14 protein-coding genes are annotated in these 16,862 nt (G+C 72.4%); 5 read left to right on the top strand and 9 right to left on the bottom strand.

Annotated features, from left to right (window positions below; translation table 11 throughout):
• Positions 1–23: 23 nt before the first annotated feature.
• Both ACIBK5_RS35960 and ACIBK5_RS35955 read right to left on the bottom strand, forming a co-directional pair.
• On the bottom strand, positions 24–935 hold the full coding sequence (locus tag ACIBK5_RS35960; protein ID WP_399026401.1) for an anti-sigma factor RsbA family regulatory protein: 912 nt from the start codon (positions 933–935) through the stop codon (positions 24–26).
• Positions 936–978: 43 nt separating this feature from the next.
• Positions 979–3,957: a LuxR C-terminal-related transcriptional regulator gene (locus ACIBK5_RS35955; RefSeq protein ID WP_399026399.1), complete on the bottom strand. Its 2,979-nt coding sequence runs from the start codon at positions 3,955–3,957 to the stop codon at positions 979–981.
• Positions 3,958–4,229: 272 nt separating this feature from the next.
• On the opposite strand from ACIBK5_RS35955, the gene ACIBK5_RS35950 reads away from it, so the two are divergent.
• The gene (locus ACIBK5_RS35950; RefSeq protein WP_399026397.1) at positions 4,230–5,582 is read left to right on the top strand and encodes a M14 family metallopeptidase; all 1,353 of its coding nucleotides are present in this window, start codon (positions 4,230–4,232) and stop codon (positions 5,580–5,582) included.
• 45 nt (positions 5,583–5,627) lie between these two features.
• On the opposite strand, the gene ACIBK5_RS35945 is transcribed toward ACIBK5_RS35950, so the two are convergent.
• From ACIBK5_RS35945 to ACIBK5_RS35925, 5 genes are all read right to left on the bottom strand, one after another.
• On the bottom strand, positions 5,628–6,140 hold the full coding sequence (locus ACIBK5_RS35945) for a hypothetical protein (protein WP_399026395.1): 513 nt from the start codon (positions 6,138–6,140) through the stop codon (positions 5,628–5,630).
• 65 nt (positions 6,141–6,205) lie between these two features.
• Entirely contained in the window at positions 6,206–7,684 is a 1,479-nt protein-coding gene (locus ACIBK5_RS35940) for a GntP family permease (protein WP_399026393.1), read from the bottom strand.
• Positions 7,685–7,782: 98 nt separating this feature from the next.
• On the bottom strand, positions 7,783–8,193 hold the full coding sequence (locus ACIBK5_RS35935; RefSeq protein WP_184591008.1) for a RidA family protein: 411 nt from the start codon (positions 8,191–8,193) through the stop codon (positions 7,783–7,785).
• Positions 8,190–8,951 carry an IclR family transcriptional regulator gene (locus ACIBK5_RS35930; RefSeq protein WP_399026390.1) on the bottom strand — a complete coding sequence of 254 codons (762 nt, stop codon included), beginning with the start codon at positions 8,949–8,951 and terminating at the stop codon, positions 8,190–8,192. Before ACIBK5_RS35930 ends, ACIBK5_RS35935 begins: the two co-directional genes overlap by 4 nt.
• Positions 8,948–9,982, bottom strand: a complete 1,035-nt coding sequence (locus tag ACIBK5_RS35925; RefSeq protein ID WP_399026388.1) for a sugar kinase — start codon at positions 9,980–9,982, stop codon at positions 8,948–8,950. Before ACIBK5_RS35925 ends, ACIBK5_RS35930 begins: the two co-directional genes overlap by 4 nt.
• 148 nt (positions 9,983–10,130) lie before the next feature.
• Here ACIBK5_RS35925 and ACIBK5_RS35920 point away from each other — a divergent pair, with 148 nt between their 5' ends.
• Positions 10,131–11,408, top strand: coding sequence for an amino acid deaminase (locus ACIBK5_RS35920; protein WP_399026386.1), 1,278 nt, complete (start codon positions 10,131–10,133; stop codon positions 11,406–11,408).
• A gap of 12 nt (positions 11,409–11,420) precedes the next feature.
• The gene (locus ACIBK5_RS35915) at positions 11,421–13,034 is read left to right on the top strand and encodes an amidohydrolase family protein (protein WP_399026384.1); all 1,614 of its coding nucleotides are present in this window, start codon (positions 11,421–11,423) and stop codon (positions 13,032–13,034) included.
• Positions 13,035–13,056: 22 nt separating this feature from the next.
• Here the strand turns inward: ACIBK5_RS35915 and ACIBK5_RS35910 are convergent, their stop codons facing one another.
• Entirely contained in the window at positions 13,057–13,983 is a 927-nt protein-coding gene (locus ACIBK5_RS35910) for a serine protease (RefSeq protein ID WP_399026382.1), read from the bottom strand.
• Positions 13,984–14,144: 161 nt separating this feature from the next.
• Positions 14,145–14,993 carry a hypothetical protein gene (locus ACIBK5_RS35905; RefSeq protein ID WP_399026379.1) on the bottom strand — a complete coding sequence of 283 codons (849 nt, stop codon included), beginning with the start codon at positions 14,991–14,993 and terminating at the stop codon, positions 14,145–14,147.
• A 126-nt stretch (positions 14,994–15,119) separates the two neighbouring features.
• Between ACIBK5_RS35905 and ACIBK5_RS35900 the strand changes: the two genes are divergently transcribed.
• Positions 15,120–16,331: a pyridoxal phosphate-dependent aminotransferase gene (locus ACIBK5_RS35900; protein ID WP_399026377.1), complete on the top strand. Its 1,212-nt coding sequence runs from the start codon at positions 15,120–15,122 to the stop codon at positions 16,329–16,331.
• A 111-nt stretch (positions 16,332–16,442) separates the two neighbouring features.
• Positions 16,443–16,859, top strand: a complete 417-nt coding sequence (locus ACIBK5_RS35895) for a hypothetical protein (RefSeq protein WP_399026375.1) — start codon at positions 16,443–16,445, stop codon at positions 16,857–16,859.
• The last annotated feature ends 3 nt before the right edge of the window (positions 16,860–16,862 follow it).

Raw genomic sequence — 16,862 nt, 5'->3', positions numbered from 1 at the left:
GGGGGCGGTGTGTGGTGGCGGCGTCAGGCGTACTGGAGGCGGACCGTGGCTCCCTCGGTGTCGTCGCGGATGTCGACGTACGCGCACACCTGGCGGGCGTACCACAGGCCAGGACCGGGTTCCGGGCCGGTGGCCGGTGGCGGGACGAAGCCGGCGAGCGGGTCGTCGATCCGGCGGGCCGAGCGCAGTTCGCAGACGCAGGCGGGCGCCTCTCCCCACAGCAGGGCGGTGCCGTCGAGGGGGGCCAGGGCCGCCGCGGTCTCCGCGACGGCGGTGGCGAACAGTTCGGCGTCCGCGGCGGGCAGTCCGCGGTTCTCCGCCCAGGACTGCACGCCCGCGGCGTGCGGCTGTGCGAGACGTTCTGCGTCGAGCGGGGGCAGCGGCAGCGGTACGGCGTCGAGTTCGGCCGCTAGCCGTACCGGGTCCTCGTACACCTCCGTGCCGGGGTGCGTACGGCGGGCCGCGGCGACGACGGCGGGCCCGGCGGTGCGGGTGTCGTAGGCGCACAGGGCGGTGGTGGCCATGGGGCCGAACAGGGGGTTGGCGAGGGCCTCGTAGCGGATCCACTCGGTGGTCTCGCGGGCCGAACGGCCGGCGCGGCCGCTCCACACGGGCTCCATGAGGAGGTGGATCCGGCCGCCAGGACCGGCGTGGGCGGCGAGGTAGGAGGCGGCCCGGGCGACGGCGTTGGCGGCGGAGCCGGTGTACCAGTCGGTGTGCGGGATACAGGTGATGTCCTTGGCGTCACCGCCGAGGGCGTCCCGGAGCAGGTCCAGGTTGCGGGGGTCGGCGATGGCCACGGGCGGTGGTTCGCCGGGGGCGGCGAGGCCTTCGCCGAGGAAGGGCAGGGCGGCGGCCACGAAGTCGTCGTCGGAGTCGAAGACGGCCATGCGGTGGTCGAACGGGGTGGGTGTGGAGGGCTGTCGGACGGTCATGTGTTCCCCTCGGGAGATGGGTGGGTTGTCCGGTACGGGAGGGTCAGCGCCGCGCCGTCACCCAGGCGGCGATCTGGCTGCGGTTGCTGAAGCCGAGCTTGCTGAGGATGCGTTCCACATGGCCTTCGGCGGTGCGGCGGGCGATCACCAGGCGGTCGGCGATCTGCTGGTTGGCGAGCCCCTCGGCGACCAGCCGGGCGACCTCCGTCTCGCGGCGGGTCAGGCGGACCGTGGTGTCGTCGTGCGGGTCCGGGGAGTCCCCGGGGCGGGGGCGGGCCGGCTCCTGGAGCGCCTGGCCGACGAGTTCCGCGAGGCCGAGGCCGCCGCCGCGCCGGTGGGCCCGCCCGAAGGCGTCCCGGCCGAGGGCCCGGCAGGCCCGTTCCTCGCTGTCCCGGCGTACGGAGTTGAGGGTGTGCGCGCCCCAGCGGCCGGTGTCGATGTCGGCCCAGACGCGGTCGGCGCCGCCCATCAGCAGGGCCGCGTGCCGGTGGGCGCCGCGTTCGGCGGCGATCGACGCGAGCAGGTCGAGGGTCAGGGCGATGCCGATGATGTCGTGGACGGCGTGTTTGAGCCGCAGTGCCTCGCGGGCGTGCCGCTCGGCCCGGGGCCAGTCGCGGCGCACGGTGTGCGCGAGGGCGAGGATGCGCAGCACGTACGACCGTACCCACTGCTCGCCGTGCCGCTCGCACAGCCGCAGTGCCTGCTCGCAGACCTCGACGGCGCGGTCGGCCTCGCCGAGGAAGCCCAGCGCGCAGGCGAGTTCGACCTGGTCGAGGCCTACGAGGCTCAGGTGCTGGCCGGGTACGGGGCCGCGGGCGACGGTGGTCTCGAAGTGCCGTAGCGCGCCGGGCAGGTCGTCGCCGAACAGCCGGATGACGCCGATGACGTACTCGGCGTGGGCGGCCTCGGCGGTGTCGCCCAGGGCACGGGCGAGGGCGAGGGCGTCCGAGGCCTGGCGGCGGCCCCGGGGGAAGTCCTGGTTGGCGGCGGCCAGCAGTCCGGCGACCCAGAGGCCGCGGGCCCGTTCCCGGGTGGGTTCGGGGCTCGCGGCCAGGGCCCGTTCGAGCCAGTACAGGCCCTCGCGGGGGGCGCCGCAGGCGTGCCAGTAGAACCAGAGGGTGCCGGCGAGCCTGAGTCCGGCGCGTTCCTCGCCCGGGGTGGACAGGCTGAAGTCGAGGGCGGCGCGCAGATTGTCCCGGTCGGCGCGCAGCCGGGCGACCGTCTCCGGCTGCCCGGGCCCGAACCAGCCGCGCTCACAGTCCTCGACCCGCCGCAGCATCCGGTCCCGCTGCCGCCTGCGCACGGCCCCCTCCTCCCCCGCCGTCCGCCGCAACCGCTCCAGCCCGTACTGCCGCAGGGTGTCGAGCATCCGGTACCGCACAGCGCCGGGCCCCGGCTCCCGGCACAGCACGGACTTGTCCACGAGCCCGGCGACGGCGTCGAGAACGTCCTCGGTCCGGAGCCCGGCCGGTCCGGCCCCGGCATGCCGGCCGCCGGGGACGGGCACGCCCAGGGACGGCATCACACCGCCCGGACACGAGCCGACCGCGACCGGGGGCAGCGGCACGCCGTCGAGGCCGGGGACGGCTGGGGACGGTGTCACCCCGCCGGGGAAGGGCACGGCCAGGGACGGCGGCTCACCGGCAAGGGCGGGCGCCATCACGCCACCAGGGCCGTCACCGGCGCGGAGAGCGGTCAGGGGGTAGCGGGGCAGCACGGGTGGCGGCGCGATGCCGTCGGCCGGGCCGGGGGCGGGTGGGGCCGAGGTGACGGGTCCGGGGAAGAGTGGGGCCGGGGTCACGGGTCCGGGGAAGGGTGGGGCCGGGGTGACGGGTCCGGCGGCGAGCGGCGGCAGCGTGGTGGTCCGGGTGAGCGCCTGCGCGGTGTGCGGGCGCTCCACGGCCGCGCCTCCCCGCCCGGCCCCACCGCCGAAGCCCGTCGCGCCTCCCCGCCCGGCCCCACCGCCGAAGCCCGCCGCGCCTCCCCGCCCGGCCCCACCGCCGAAGCCCGCCGCGCCTCCCCGCCCGGCCCCACCGCCGAAGCCCGGCGTGCTGCCCTCCGGCAGGAGAACCCCGGCCGGTGCCAGGCCCGTTTCCCACCCCGCGTCCCTCTCCCCGGTGTCGTCCGCGCACACCGCCTCGGCCGTCTCCAGGTCGAAGCTGCCCGCCAGGACGGACAGCCGGGCCCACACCGTCCGCTCGGGGCCGGTGCACAGGTCGTGGCTCCAGGCGACCGCCGCCCGCAGGGTCTGGTGGCGGGGCAGGGCCGCGGGGCTGCCGGTGGTGAGGAAGCGGTAGCGGTCGTCGAGGCGGTCGAGGAGCTGGTCGACGTCGAGGACGCGCATCCGGACGGCGGCGAGTTCGATGGCGAGGGGAAGGCCGTCGAGGCGGCGGCAGAGGCGGGCCACGGAGGCGAGGTTTCCGGGGGTGAGGCGGAAGCCGGGGACGACGGCGGCGGCACGGTCGGCGAAGAGCGTGAGAGCCGGGTAGCCCTCGGCGGCGGACAGGTCGCCGTCGGGGTCGGGCACCGGCAGCGGCCGTACCTCCAGCAGATGCTCCTCGGTGAGGCCGAGGCGGTGCCGGCTGGTCGCGAGGATCCGGACTCCCCCGGTGCCGTGCAGCAGGGCCGCGGCCAGCTGGGCGCACGCGCCCGCCAGATGCTCGCAGTTGTCGACGACGAGGAGCAGCCGCCGGTCCCGTACCTGCTCGACGAGGGCGTCCAGCGGCGGCTGGGCGGAGTGGTCGTGCAGCCCCAGCGCGTCGGCGGCGGCGAGCGGGACGAGCGCCGGGTCGTGCAGCCCGGAGAGGTGTACGAAGCGCACGCCGTCCGGGAAGGCGCGCTGCACACGGGCCGCGATGCGCGCGGCGAGCCGGGTCTTGCCGACGCCGCCCGGTCCGGTCAGTGTCACCAGCCGTGCGCGGGCCAGCAGTTCGCGGCCCTCGGTCATCTCGCCACGCCGGTCGACGAAGCTGGTCGTCTCGGCCGGCAGGTGGTTGTCCCGTCGTGGCGCTGATCCGCCCATGATCAGCCAGTCCTCTGGGGGGTGTGGTCCGAGGATCCGGACAATCCGGCTCCCCTTGCGCGGATCCTCACTCTCTCCCCTGGCTTACATATATGCACGCGCGAGTCACACCCGCGGGTGTACTTCAGCCGGGACACCTCGACCGCCGCACCGCACGCGTACACTGCGCGACCGCTTTCAGTCTTGACCTGCTCATGCCATTAGCAGAACGATGTGCGCCACCCGCACTACGTACGTCGCACGAACAACCCCACCTCCCACAAGGAGATTTCATGCGACTTCGCATACGAGGCTCCGGGGCCGGCACCGGCAGACGCACCGCCGCCCTCGCCGCCCTTCTCGCACTCGCCCTAGCGGCGCCCCTGTCGGCGACGGCGCCGGACGCCACCGCCGACAGCGCCCCCAAGGCGGCCCCTTCGGCCGATGACGTCAGGCAGTACGAGGTCCATCTGCACGCGACGGCCAAGGACCGCACGGCACTTCAGCGCACGGGCGTGACCGTGGACGAGTCCCATGGTCACGGTGTCGTCGTCTCGGGTCGCGCGGACCAGATCAGGAAGCTGCGCGCACTGGGCTACGAGGTCACCGCGCTCGGCGCGGTGCCCGACCGGTCCGCCGGCGAGGACGACGTCCGGATCTACGACTTCCCGTCCGCCGACTCGCGCTACCACAACTACGCGGAGATGACGACCGAGATCAACTCGATCGTCTCGGCCAACCCGTCGATCGCGAGCCGGCGCGTGATCGGCAAGTCGTACCAGGGCCGGGACATCGTCGCCCTCAAGATCAGCGACAACGTCGCCACCGACGAGGCCGAGCCGGAGGTGCTGTTCACGCACCACCAGCACGCCCGCGAGCACCTGACCGTCGAGATGGCGCTCTATCTGCTGCGCGAGCTGACCTCCGACTACGGTTCCGACTCACGCGTCACCGGCATGGTGAACAACCGCGAGATCTGGATCGTCCCGGACCTCAACCCGGACGGCGGCGAGTACGACATCGCCACCGGGTCGTACCGCTCGTGGCGCAAGAACCGCCAGCCCAACTCGGGTTCGTCGTACGTCGGCACGGACCTGAACCGCAACTGGAACTACCGCTGGGGCTGCTGCGGCGGCTCCTCCGGCTCGGCGTCCTCCGACACCTACCGGGGCACGGCGGCGGAGTCCGCGCCCGAGGTGAAGGTCGTCGCCGACTTCGTGCGCAGCCGGGTCGTCGGCGGCAAGCAGCAGATCAGGGCCGGTGTCGACTTCCACACATACAGCGAGCTGGTGCTGTGGCCGTTCGGCTACACGTACTCGGACACGACGACCGGGATGACCGCGGACGACAACGCGGCGTTCAAGGCGGTCGGGCAGAAGATGGCCGCGAGCAACGGCTACACGGCGGAGCAGTCCAGCGACCTGTACATCACGGACGGGTCGATCGACGACTACCTCTGGGGCACCCACAAGATCTTCGGGTACACGTTCGAGATGTATCCGAGGTCCGGTGGGGGTGGGTTCTACCCGCCCGACGAGGTGATCGAGCGGGAGACCTCGCGTAACCGCGATGCGGTGTTGCAACTGCTCGAGAACGCCGACTGCATGTACCGGTCCATCGGGAAGGAGACTCAGTACTGCAGTTAGGTGCGCCCACGCGGCGGAGCCGCACATCCGCCACGCCTCGCGCCCCTACTCGGCGTTCTCGTCGAAGTAGGCGTCCAGAACAGCGTCCAACTGCTCGTCCCACTCCGTGAAACGGCTCCTGGCCGGTGCCTCGATCTCGATCGGGTACCAGCGCCGGTCAGGAGTGTGGACGGTGACGGTGTAGCGCTTGCCGAAACGGGCGGTCTCCGTCTCGACCGCGCCGATCTCGTCCCAGCGGAACTCGCACTCCTGGTCGTCCAGAAAGAGGCGTACGCCTCTGTGGTCGGCGACCAGTTTCGCGCGGCGGTCGGAGGCCTCGAAGACGGGACCGCCTTCCGGTGCGGCGTCCTCCACCGGCTCCGGGGCGGCCTCTTCGGCCTCCCCCGATACCTCGGCCTCCTCGGCGTCTTCGGCCTCCGCGACCTCGGGTTCCTTCTCCGGCCCGTCGTCCTCCGGCTCCGTCCGTCCGGACGCGGGTGACGTGAGCCCGGGGATGAAGGCCGGGTCGAATCCGGCGCCTTCCAGGGGCTGGCTGCTCGAACCTATGCGCTGCTCCACAGCGGAGCAGTATGGTCGACAAACCTGTGCCGCACACAGCCAGCCCCGGCATCGTTATGAGACGCCTACACGAACAGGCTCAAAACCGCCGCCACGACGAACCCGGCGACCGAGAGCACACTCTCCAGCACCGTCCATGTCTTGAGCGTGTCCCGCTCGCTGATGCCGAAGTACTTCGCCACCATCCAGAAGCCCCCGTCATTGACGTGCGAGGCGAAGATGGAGCCGGCCGAGATGGACATGATGACCAGGGCGACGAAGGCCTGGGAGTGGTCACCCTCGGAGAGGAGCGGGGCGACGATGCCCGCCGTCGTGACGATGGCGACCGTCGCCGAGCCCTGGGCGACCCGCAGGACCACGGAGATCAGGTAGGAGAGGACGATCACCGGCAGGCCCACGTCGTTGAACGTGTCGGAGAGCGCCTGGGCGACGCCGCTGGCCTTGAGGACGGCGCCGAAGACGCCGCCCGCGCCGACGACCAGCAGAATGTTGCCGACCGGCTTGAGGGACGCCGTGGACACCGTCTCCAGTGACTTGCGGGACCAGCCGCGCCGGATGCCGAGCAGGTAGTACGCGAGGAACAGGGCGAGGGTGAGCGCCACGAAGGGGTTGCCGAAGAACTCGATCACCGAGCGGAGCGTGGAGGGGTCGAGGGCGATCGAGGAGAAGGTCGCGGCCAGGATCAGGACCAGCGGGGTGCCGATGATGCCCAGGACCGTGCCGAGGGAGACCGGCTGCTCGCGCGGCTCGGTGCCGGTCGCCCGCTGCTCGTCGAGGACCGCCTGCTTGGCCTCCTCCGAGGCCTCGACCATGTCCTGCGGCACGGCGACGAAGATGCGGCGGCCGATCCACGCCGAGTACGCCCACGCGGCCAGCACGGCGGGCAGACCGCAGACGACGCCCATGAGGATGACCCAGCCGAGGTCCACGTGGAGGAGACCGGCCGCGGCCACCGGGCCGGGGTGCGGCGGCAGGAAGGCGTGGGTGACGGAGAGGCCGGCGAGCAGGGGCAGACAGTAGAGCAGGATCGACTTGCCCGAGCGCTTGGCGGCGGCGTAGACGATCGGTGCCAGGACGAAGATGCCGACGTCGAAGAAGACCGGGATGCCGAAGATCAGGCCCGTGAGGCCCATGGCGAGCGGGGCGCGCTTCTCGCCGAACAGGCCGAGCAGACGGCCCGCCAGCACCTCGGCGCCGCCGCTGACTTCGAGGATCGCGCCGAGCATGGTGCCCAGGCCGATGATGATCGCGACATGGCCGAGGATGCCGCCCATGCCGGACTCGATCGTGGAGACGGCGTCCGACTTCTGGACCGTGCCGAAGAGTTCGGTGACCGACAGACCGGCCGCGAGGCCGACGGCTATGGAGACCGCGAGCAGCGCGACGAACGGCTGAAGTCTCGTCTTGATGATGAGGAACAGCAGGAGCCCGATACCGAGGGCGGCGGTGAGCAGCAGTCCGGCCGTGCCGTCCACGAGGAGGAGCAGGCCTCCGGTGTGGGGTGGGGCCTCGGCAGGGGCGGACGCGGCGAGCGGAAGGGACATTCGGGGGTCCTCTACGTAAATGCATGCAGCTTCTGGGTAGGGGGGAGCGCGGCGCGGCGCACCGAAGGCGCCGCGCCTCAACAAACGGGGGGGGTGGGTCAGCCGAGTACGGCCAGCGCGTCGATCTCGATGAGGAGACCCGCGGGCAGGCCGACGTAGACCGTGGTGCGCGCGGCGGGCGGCTGGGTCAGGCCCTGCTCCTCGAAGTACGCGTTGTAGATCGCGTTCATCTCGGCGAAGTGGTCGACGTCGGTGAGGTAGACGCGGATCATCATCACGTCGTCCCAGCCGGAGCCGCCCTCCTCCAGGATCGCCTTGACGTTGGCCAGGGTCTGGAGGGTCTGCTCGCGCAGGGTCGGCCCGGCGGGCGTGGGCGCCTTGCCCTCCTCGGCGGGCAGGAAGCCGACCTGGCCGGCGACCTGGAGGATGTTGCCCTTCTTCACACCGTGCGAGAACTTCGCCGGCGGCGTGGTGTGGGTCTTCGGGGTGAGTGCGATCTTGTCCGTCATACGGTGCCCTTCACTGGTGTTCTGCCGGAGTACTCCCCGCTGATGGCGTCCGCCGTACGGCGCACCAGCGGCAGGAGGGTGAGGAGTTCGTCGGCGGTGACGACGACGTTCGGCGCGGAGACCGACATCGCGGCGACGACCCGGCCGTCGGCGCCGCGGATGGGCGCCGCGACGCAGTTGATGGACTCCTCGTGGCCGCCGAGGTCGGTGGCCCAGCCCTGTTCGCGCACCTTCTCCAGCTCGCGCAGGAACGCGCCGGCGCTGGGTGTCGAACGGGACGTGTACGTGGGGTAGTCGAGCTTCTCCGTCACGGCCCGCCGCTCGTGCTCGGGCAGGTCGGCGAGCAGCAGCTTCGCGACCGCGGCGACGGTGATGGCGACGGGCTTGCCGATCCGGGAGTACATCCGCACGGGGTAGCGGCTCTCGACCTTGTCGATGTAGAGGACCTCGTTCTCCTCGTACACGGCGAGGTGCACGGTGTGGCCGCAGCTCTCGTTGAGGCGGACCAGGTGGGGGTGGGCGATCTCGCGGACGTCGAGATTCTCCATCGCTTCCTGGGCGAGCGCGAAGAGGCGGGCGCCGAGGCGGTAGCGCTGGTCGGACTGGCGGTAGACGAGGCCGTGCTCGTGGAGGGTGCGCAGCAGGCGCAGGGCCGTGGACTTGTGCACGCCGAGGCGGTCGGCGACCTGCCCCAGGTCGGCGGGGCCCTCGGCGAGCAGCGGCAGGATGCTCAGCGCGCGGTCGACGGTCTGGCTCATGGCGTACGTACCTCCTCGTCGGCCCGCTGTGCCTGAGCGGTCCAGCCCGGGCCGAGTCGCAGTCTCCCCCATGCGGCGTCGTCCAGGGCGGCGAGCCGGTCGGCGTGCTCCCGGGAAGGGGGCGTGGCGTGGTCGCCGGGGACGGTGAGCGCGGCGGCGGCCATCAGATGCCCGTGCCGCAGCCGGTCCCGGACGGGCAGGCCGCGCAGGGTGGCGGAGAGGAACCCGGCGGCGAAGGCGTCGCCGGCGCCGACCTCGGCGACGACGTCGACCCGCGGGGCGGGCACGAAGGTGACGTCCCGCCTCTCGAAGACGGTGGCTCCCGCGGCGCCCTGCTTGACGACCAGCACCTCGGGTTCGGGGAGGGCGGCACGGACGGCCTCGGGACTGTGCAGCCCCCAGGCCTCGTCCTGTCCCACGAAGACGAGGTCGGCGCCCCGCGCGAGGTCCCGCAGCACCTTGGGGGCGTCGGTGTCGCCCCAGAGTCCGGGCCGGTGGTTGACGTCGAAGGAGACCAGGGGGCGGCCGGGCCTGCGGGCGGTCAGCTCGCGCATCAGGTCCAGGCAGCTCGCGGAGAGCGCGGGCGTGATCCCGGAGAGGTGCAGCACGCGCCCGGCGCGCACCGCCGCCGGATCGGGGTCCGTCACGCTCATCGCGGACGCGGCGGAACCGGCCCGGTAGTACGCCACCTCATGCGCGTCGGTGGCCCGGTCCCCGGCGGTGCGGAAGTAGATGCCGGTGGGGCGGCCGGGGTCGCGCCGGACGTGTGCCACGTCGACCCCGTACCCGCCGACGGCCTCGACCAGGTGATCACCGAAGGGGTCGTCGCCCACCCGGCTCACCCACCGCACGGAATGCCCGGCGGCGGCCAGCACACACGCCACGTTGGACTCCGCTCCGCCGATGCCACGGTCGAAGGAGGGCACGTCGGCGAGCCGCCCCGGCCGGGAGGGCAGGAACGTGACCATGGACTCGCCGAGCGCGACGACGTCCACGACGTCGGGGGCGTTGCAGGGTCCGGTGGGGGTCACGATGCTCGTAGCTCCTCGTCGAGGCGTCGGGGTGGCCGGTGGCCGGTGGCCGTTTCATTGACCGCGGGTGGCCGAGATGTTAGACAGCGTTCAGCGACATACGCAATGCAGATTGCAGAGAATGCAACACAGCTGATCAGGAGGCTCCATGCCAGCCGACACCGCCGCCGAGTCCCTCGCCCGGCTCGCCGCCGAGCGCGTCGACCACCGCTTCAAGGGCCTCCCGCCGGACGCCGACGGACTGACGGTGGGCGAGCTGGCGGACCAGCGCCGCAACCTCTTCACCGGCGGCTTCGCCACGCCCGTGCTCGCGCTGTCCGCCGAGCGTCTGGAGCACAACCTGAGGCTCATGGAGACGTACGCGGCCCGGCACGGCCTGGCCTTCGCGCCGCACGGCAAGACCTCCATGGCGCCGCAGCTCTTCCAGCGGCAGATCGAGCACGGGGCGTGGGGCATCACCCTGGCGGTCCCCCACCAGGCGCGGGTGGCGCGCGCGTTCGGGACCCGGCGGATCTTCCTCGCGAACGAGCTGGTCGACGCGGCGTCCCTGCGCTGGGTCTCCGCCGAGCTGGACGCCGACCCGGACTTCCGCTTCGTCTGCTACGTCGACTCCGTGCGCGGGGTGGAGCTGATGGACGCGGCCCTCGGCGGTTCCGTGCGGCCGGTGGACGTCGTCGTCGAACTCGCCGCCGGGGAGGGCGCCCGGACCGGGGTCCGTACGGAGGCGGAGTGCGCGGCGGTCGCGGACGCGGTGGCGCGCACCCGGACCCTGCGGCTCGTCGGTGTCGCGGGCTACGAGGGCGAGGTGCCGAAGGCCGACCAGGAGCGGGTGACGGCGTGGCTGCGGCGGCTGGTCGCGCTCGCCGCAGGCTTCGACGAGGCGGGGCGCTTCGAGGGCCTGGACGAGATCGTCGTCAGCGCGGGCGGCAGCGCCTGGTTCGACGCGGTCGCCGAGGTCTTCGCTGAGATCCCCGGGCTCTCCCGTCCCGTGCTGAGGTTGCTGCGCTCGGGCGCCTACGTCTCGCACGACGACGGCCACTACCGCAAGCTGACCCCGTTCAACCGGGTCCCCGAGGAGGGCGCCCTGGAGCCGGCGTTCCGCCTGTGGACGCAGGTGGTGTCACGGCCCTCCGCCGAGCAGGCCTTCGTCAACGCGGGCAAGCGGGACGCGGCCTACGACCTCGATCTGCCCTTCGCGCAGGTGGTCCGCAGGGACGGCGCCGAGCGCCCGGCCACCGGGGTGTCGGTGACCGGCCTGTCCGACCAGCACGCCTGGCTGAGCACCACGCCGGAGGCGGATCTGGAGGTCGGGGACTGGGTCGGTCTCGGTCTGTCCCATCCGTGCACGTCGTTCGACAAGTGGCAGCTGATCCCGGTCGTGGCGGCGGACGGCACGGTCGTCGACTACGTCCGTACGTTCTTCTAGGAGGCCCGCGCGATGGAAGAGCTCGTCATCCGGGACGCCGAGGTCGTGGACGGCTCCGGCGGACCCTCGTACCGGGCCGATGTCGTGGTCGGCGGCGGCCGGATCGTGTCGATCGTCAAGGAGGCGGCCGCCGCCGGATGCCAGCGGCCGAAGGCGCGCCGGGAGCTGGACGCGGAGGGGCTTGTCCTCTCCCCCGGCTTCGTCGACATGCACGCCCACAGCGACCTGGCCCTGCTGCGCGACCCCGACCACAGCGCCAAGGCCGCGCAGGGCGTCACCCTGGAGGTCATCGGCCAGGACGGGCTGTCGTACGCGCCGGTCGACGACCGTACGCTCGGCGAGGTGCGCCGGGCGATCGCCGGGTGGAACGGCTCCGGTGACGACATCGACTTCGACTGGCGGTCGGTGGGTGAGTACCTGGACCGGCTGGACCGCGGGATCGCGGTCAACGCGGCCTATCTGATCCCCCAGGGCACGGTCCGCGCGCTCGCCGTCGGCTGGGAGGACCGCGAGGCGACCCCCGAAGAGCTGGACCGGATGCGGCGGCTGGTCGCCGAGGGCATGGAGCAGGGCGCGGTCGGCATGTCGTCCGGGCTGACGTACACGCCCGGGATGTACGCGCAGGACGCCGAACTGACCGAGCTGTGCCGGGTGGTGGCGTCGTACGGCGGCTACTACTGCCCGCACCACCGCTCCTACGGCGCGGGCGCGCTGGAGGCGTACCGGGAGATGGTCGCGCTGACCCGTCAGGCGGGCTGCTCGCTGCATCTCGCCCACGCCACCATGAACTTCGGCGTGAACAAGGGCCGGGCGCCGGAGCTGCTGTCCCTCCTGGACGAGGCGCTGGCGGCCGGGGCCGACATCAGTCTCGACACCTACCCCTACACGCCGGGCTGCACGACGCTGGCGGCCATGCTGCCGAGCTGGGCGAACGAGGGCGGCCCCGAGGCGGCCCTGAAGCGGCTGGCGGACGAGGAGACGGCCGAGCGGATCCGCCACGACCTGGAGGTCACGGGCTCGGACGGCTGTCACGGTGTGCCCATCGAGTGGGACACCATCGAGATCTCGGGCGTGGGCGATCCGGCCCTGGCCGAGTTCGTCGGCCGGACGGTCCGGGAGTCGGCGGACGTGCGGGGCGAGACCCCCTGGACGACCGCGCGCGGGCTGCTGCTGGCCGACCGGCTGGCCCCGACGATCCTCCAGCACGTCGGCCACGAGGAGAACGTCCGGGCGATCATGCGCCACCGGGTGCACACCGGCGGCTCGGACGGCATCCTCCAGGGCGCGAAGCCGCACCCGCGCGCCTACGGCACCTTCCCGCACTATCTCGGGCACTACGTGCGGGAGTTGGGGGTGCTGTCGCTGGAGGAGTGCGTCGCGCACCTCACCTCGCGCCCGGCGGCCCGGCTGAGGCTGCCGGACCGGGGCCTGGTGCGCGAGGGGTACGTCGCGGACCTGGTCCTCTTCGACCCGGCGACGGTAGCGGCGGGGTCCACCTTCTCCGAACCCCGCACGCTCCCGACGGGCATCCCGTACGTCCTGGTCGACGGCCGCTTCGTGATCGAGGACGGCCGGCGTACGGACGTCCTGGCGGGCCGGGCGGTGCGCGGAACCGCCCGCGGGTGACCACCCGGCCCGGCACCCTGCCTTACGGCTTGGGCAGGGTGCAGCCGCTCGCGTGCAGGTCGAGCTTGCTGTCGGTGCCGAAGCAGGCCGGGACCTGGTAGGTCTGCTGGCCGTAGTTGATGCCCTTGCGGACGGTCACCTCGCCGTTCGCGTCGACCTCACAGGGGTTGTTCACCGTGCAGCGCTCGCCGTCCTCGTTGCCGGTGTTGTTGATGGCGACGACCTTGCCGGTGGCCTGGTCGACGATGGGCGAGCCCGACGTGCCGCCGATGGTGTTGCAGGCGGAGGTGTAGCGGACCGAGTCCTTGAAGGTCCAGTCGCCTTCCTTCAGGTTGTGGGCGAACCCGTCGATGTCGCAGCTGTAGATCCGCTTCCAGTAGCCCGAGGGGATGCTGATGGCGGTGCCGGCGACCGGGTGCGAGTCGTTCAGCGTCAGCGCGTTGATGCCGTACGAGCTCTTGATCTGCCCGTACGTGGTGGTGAGCTGGTAGAACGCGACGTCCGTGTCGGTCATCGTGCCGTACGCGAGCTTGGCGGCGCGCAGGGTGGCCACGCGCGAGCCGGAGGCGTTGAGCAGGCCGAAGGTACGGCTGGAGGCCTGGTCGACGCGGACCTCACCGGGGCCGGGGAAGCCGCCGTCGAGGCAGTGGCCGTTGGTCATCACCAGAGCCGGGTCGTTGTCCTCGGAGTCCGGCATCCGCACGACGGAGCCGGAGCAGTTGCTGAGCGCGACGGTGCCGGCGAAGTTCACAGCCTTGGCCGACGGGCTCCTGAGCCCGGACAGGGTCTCCGTTGCGGACGTGACCACGTCCGAGACGGCGGACGTGACCTTGCCCGTGTCCGCGGCCTTGCCGACGCCCTGGGGGGCGGCATCGGCAGCGGTCGCGGGAGCCGCGCCGGCCCCGGCTATCGCCAGGGCGAAGAACGCGGCGGCGAGAGGTTTTCTCATGGGGGGTCCCCTCTTGCGACGGAGGCGGCCGGAAAACTTCCGGCCGCCCGCAGTGTTGTCATGCGCATTGTGATCGTCGCAAGGCGGGCGGGGCAAGGAGTTGTTGCCGTCCGGGGCCGGTCAGTTCCGCCCGACCCTACTCAAACCCCCTGACCGACCGGTCACTTGGGTCCCTTGGTGCCTCCGGGGCCGCGTCCGGGCTTGTCCCCGGACCTGCCCGGGGCCGACGTGGCGGCCGTGGGGTCGGACGACGCCGGGGCGCCGGGCGTGGAGTCGCCGGCCGAGGGACTCCCGGAGTCGGACGGGTTCCGGCTCGTCGCGCCGGACGGGCTCGCGGACGCGGCGCCGGACGGCTCGTCCCCATCCGACGGCCGGCCTGAGAGCGGGGCGTTCGGGGGCGTCGCGGGGCCGGGGCCCCCGGGCGTCGCCGACGGCGACTCCCCCGCGGTCGGGCCCGTCCGGCCGCCCTCGCCGTCATGTGGACTGCCCGAGGGCGAGTCCGGGAAGGAGAGACCCGCGATCAGCGCTGCCGCGGACACGGCTCCCACGGCCCCGGCCGCGACCGCCACGCGCCGGGTACGCCACGGCCCCGGGCGCCGCCGGGAGCGGCGGCTCGGACCGGACCGGCCGTGCCCCGGCACGGCCGGCAGCTCGCGGGTGTCGGCCGGGCCGGGCGCGGGGGCGGCACCGGGCGCGTCCACCGTGTGACGCCTGACGTCCGTGCCGCGCTCGGTCCGTGCGCCATCGGCGGGCGAGCCGTGCTCGGCGGGCGCGCCGTACCCGGCGGCCGAGCCGTACCCGGCGGCCGAGCCGTACTCGGCGGCCCGGTCGGTCTCCACATCCCGGGAGTCCGCGGTGTCGCCGGCCTCCTGCCAGCCGTGCGCCGCCGCCGGATCGGCGTACGCGTCGTACTCCGGGGGCGGTGCGGCCCGCGGCAGGTACACGTTCGGCGGCGGGCCCGGCGGCTCGCCGCTCGTCGCTCCGTCGGCGTACTCGGATGGCTTGGACATGGCGGCGCATTCTAGGTACCGAAGGTGCTGGTGGGACAGCGTGCGGCGATATCGACCCAAATTGCCGTGTCTCACGTGGCGGAAAACACGAGCCGCGGGGCGTTACCGGGCCGTAAGCTCCCTGACATGCAGGTGATCCAGTCGACCAAGCTCGCCAACGTCTGTTACGAGATCCGGGGCCCGGTGCTCGAGGAGGCGATGCGACTGGAAGCGGCCGGTCACCGCATCCTCAAGCTCAACACCGGCAACCCGGCGGCGTTCGGCTTCGAATGTCCGCCCGAGATCCTGGAGGACGTCCTCCGGAACGTGTCCTCGGCACACGGGTACGGGGACGCCAAGGGGCTGCTGGCCGCACGCCGCGCGGTCGTCATGCACAACCAGACCCTCGGCATCGAGACGGACGTCGAGCACGTCTTCATCGGGAACGGCGTCTCCGAGCTGATCGTGATGGCGATGCAGGGGCTGCTCGACGACGGCGACGAGGTCCTCGTACCGGCGCCCGACTACCCGCTGTGGACCGCCGCCGTCTCCCTGTCCGGCGGCACCGCCGTGCACTACCGGTGCGACGAGCAGGCCGACTGGATGCCGGACCTGGCCGACGTCGAGCGCAAGGTCACCGACCGCACCAAGGCGATCGTGATCATCAACCCGAACAACCCGACCGGGGCCGTCTACGACGAGGCGATGATCAAGGGGCTCACCGACATCGCCCGCCGCCACAACCTGCTGGTCTGCTCGGACGAGATCTACGACAAGATCCTCTACGACGAGGCCACGCACACCCCGACCGCCGCCGTCGCCCCCGACCTGCTCACCCTCACCTTCAACGGCATGTCGAAGGCGTACCGGGTCGCCGGCTACCGCGTCGGCTGGATGTCGATCTCCGGGCCGCGCGCGCACGCGGACTCCTACATCGAGGGCCTGACGATCCTGGCGAACATGCGACTGTGCGCCAACATGCCGGGCCAGCACGGCGTGGTCGCGGCGCTCAGCGGACGCCAGACGATCAACGACCTGGTACTGCCGGGCGGCCGGTTGCGTGAGCAGCGGGACGTGGCGTACGAGCTGCTCACCCAGATCCCGGGCGTGACCTGCGTGAAGCCGAAGGGCGCGCTGTACCTCTTCCCCCGGCTCGACCCCAAGGTCTTCAAGATCAAGGACGACCGGCGCATGGTCCTGGACCTGCTCCGGCGCGAGAAGATCATGGTCGTCCAGGGCACCGGCTTCAACTGGCCGGAGCCGGACCACTTCCGGGTGGTGACCCTGCCGTCGGTCGGTGACCTGCGGGACGCGATGAGCCGGATCGGGCATTTCCTGGACGGCTACAGCCAGCCCTGACCGGAGACCGCGCTCACACTGTGTGTGCAGCCGGTCCGGTTTTGTGAACAACTCAACTTTAGACGAAATCTAAGCTAGGATGGCTTCCTGAAGCACTCAGGAGGCCGTCCCATGTACGAACCGATCCGCGCCAAGTCGGTCCACAGCACGATGGCCGGCACCACCGCCGACTTCCCCCACCGATCGCGTGAGGAAGAGCTGGACATCCAGCTCGCGGGCCATCTCGCCGCGCTGCTCGCCGTCACCGACGAACTGCGCACCGCGGCACCGTCGGCCGGCCTGGACGCCTCGGCGGAGCGGCTCACGGAGCAGGTGGCCCGGCTGAGGGGTGGGCGTACGCCCACCCGCGCGTCCAGGGGCCGGCGCGAGCGGAGCGCCGTGGCGCTCCACCGGCGGGCTCACGCCCTGGCGGGGCGTGCGCTGGTCGTCGCCGCGTCCCGGGCCGATACCGCCGCCGCCATCCTTGCCGCCGAGTGCATGGATGCCCACTCGGCGGCTCTGGAGCCGCGCACACTCACGTCCCACTGAGCC

It is taken from the genome of Streptomyces sp. NPDC050546, from assembly GCF_044457425.1.
GTDB lineage: Bacteria > Actinomycetota > Actinomycetes > Streptomycetales > Streptomycetaceae > Streptomyces.
This window is presented reverse-complemented; position numbering and strand designations above follow the sequence as displayed.

Excerpts from the sequence above, each read along its gene's own strand:
- ACIBK5_RS35960 (WP_399026401.1), bottom strand. The coding sequence starts at position 935 with ATGACCGTCCGACAGCCCTCCACACCCACCCCGTTCGACCACCGCATG.
- ACIBK5_RS35955 (WP_399026399.1), bottom strand. The coding sequence starts at position 3,957 with ATGGGCGGATCAGCGCCACGACGGGACAACCACCTGCCGGCCGAGACG.
- ACIBK5_RS35950 (WP_399026397.1), top strand. The coding sequence starts at position 4,230 with ATGCGACTTCGCATACGAGGCTCCGGGGCCGGCACCGGCAGACGCACC.
- ACIBK5_RS35940 (WP_399026393.1), bottom strand. The coding sequence starts at position 7,684 with ATGTCCCTTCCGCTCGCCGCGTCCGCCCCTGCCGAGGCCCCACCCCAC.
- ACIBK5_RS35935 (WP_184591008.1), bottom strand. The coding sequence starts at position 8,193 with ATGACGGACAAGATCGCACTCACCCCGAAGACCCACACCACGCCGCCG.
- ACIBK5_RS35930 (WP_399026390.1), bottom strand. The coding sequence starts at position 8,951 with ATGAGCCAGACCGTCGACCGCGCGCTGAGCATCCTGCCGCTGCTCGCC.
- ACIBK5_RS35920 (WP_399026386.1), top strand. The coding sequence starts at position 10,131 with ATGCCAGCCGACACCGCCGCCGAGTCCCTCGCCCGGCTCGCCGCCGAG.
- ACIBK5_RS35915 (WP_399026384.1), top strand. The coding sequence starts at position 11,421 with ATGGAAGAGCTCGTCATCCGGGACGCCGAGGTCGTGGACGGCTCCGGC.
- ACIBK5_RS35910 (WP_399026382.1), bottom strand. The coding sequence starts at position 13,983 with ATGAGAAAACCTCTCGCCGCCGCGTTCTTCGCCCTGGCGATAGCCGGG.
- ACIBK5_RS35905 (WP_399026379.1), bottom strand. The coding sequence starts at position 14,993 with ATGTCCAAGCCATCCGAGTACGCCGACGGAGCGACGAGCGGCGAGCCG.
- ACIBK5_RS35900 (WP_399026377.1), top strand. The coding sequence starts at position 15,120 with ATGCAGGTGATCCAGTCGACCAAGCTCGCCAACGTCTGTTACGAGATC.
- ACIBK5_RS35895 (WP_399026375.1), top strand. The coding sequence starts at position 16,443 with ATGTACGAACCGATCCGCGCCAAGTCGGTCCACAGCACGATGGCCGGC.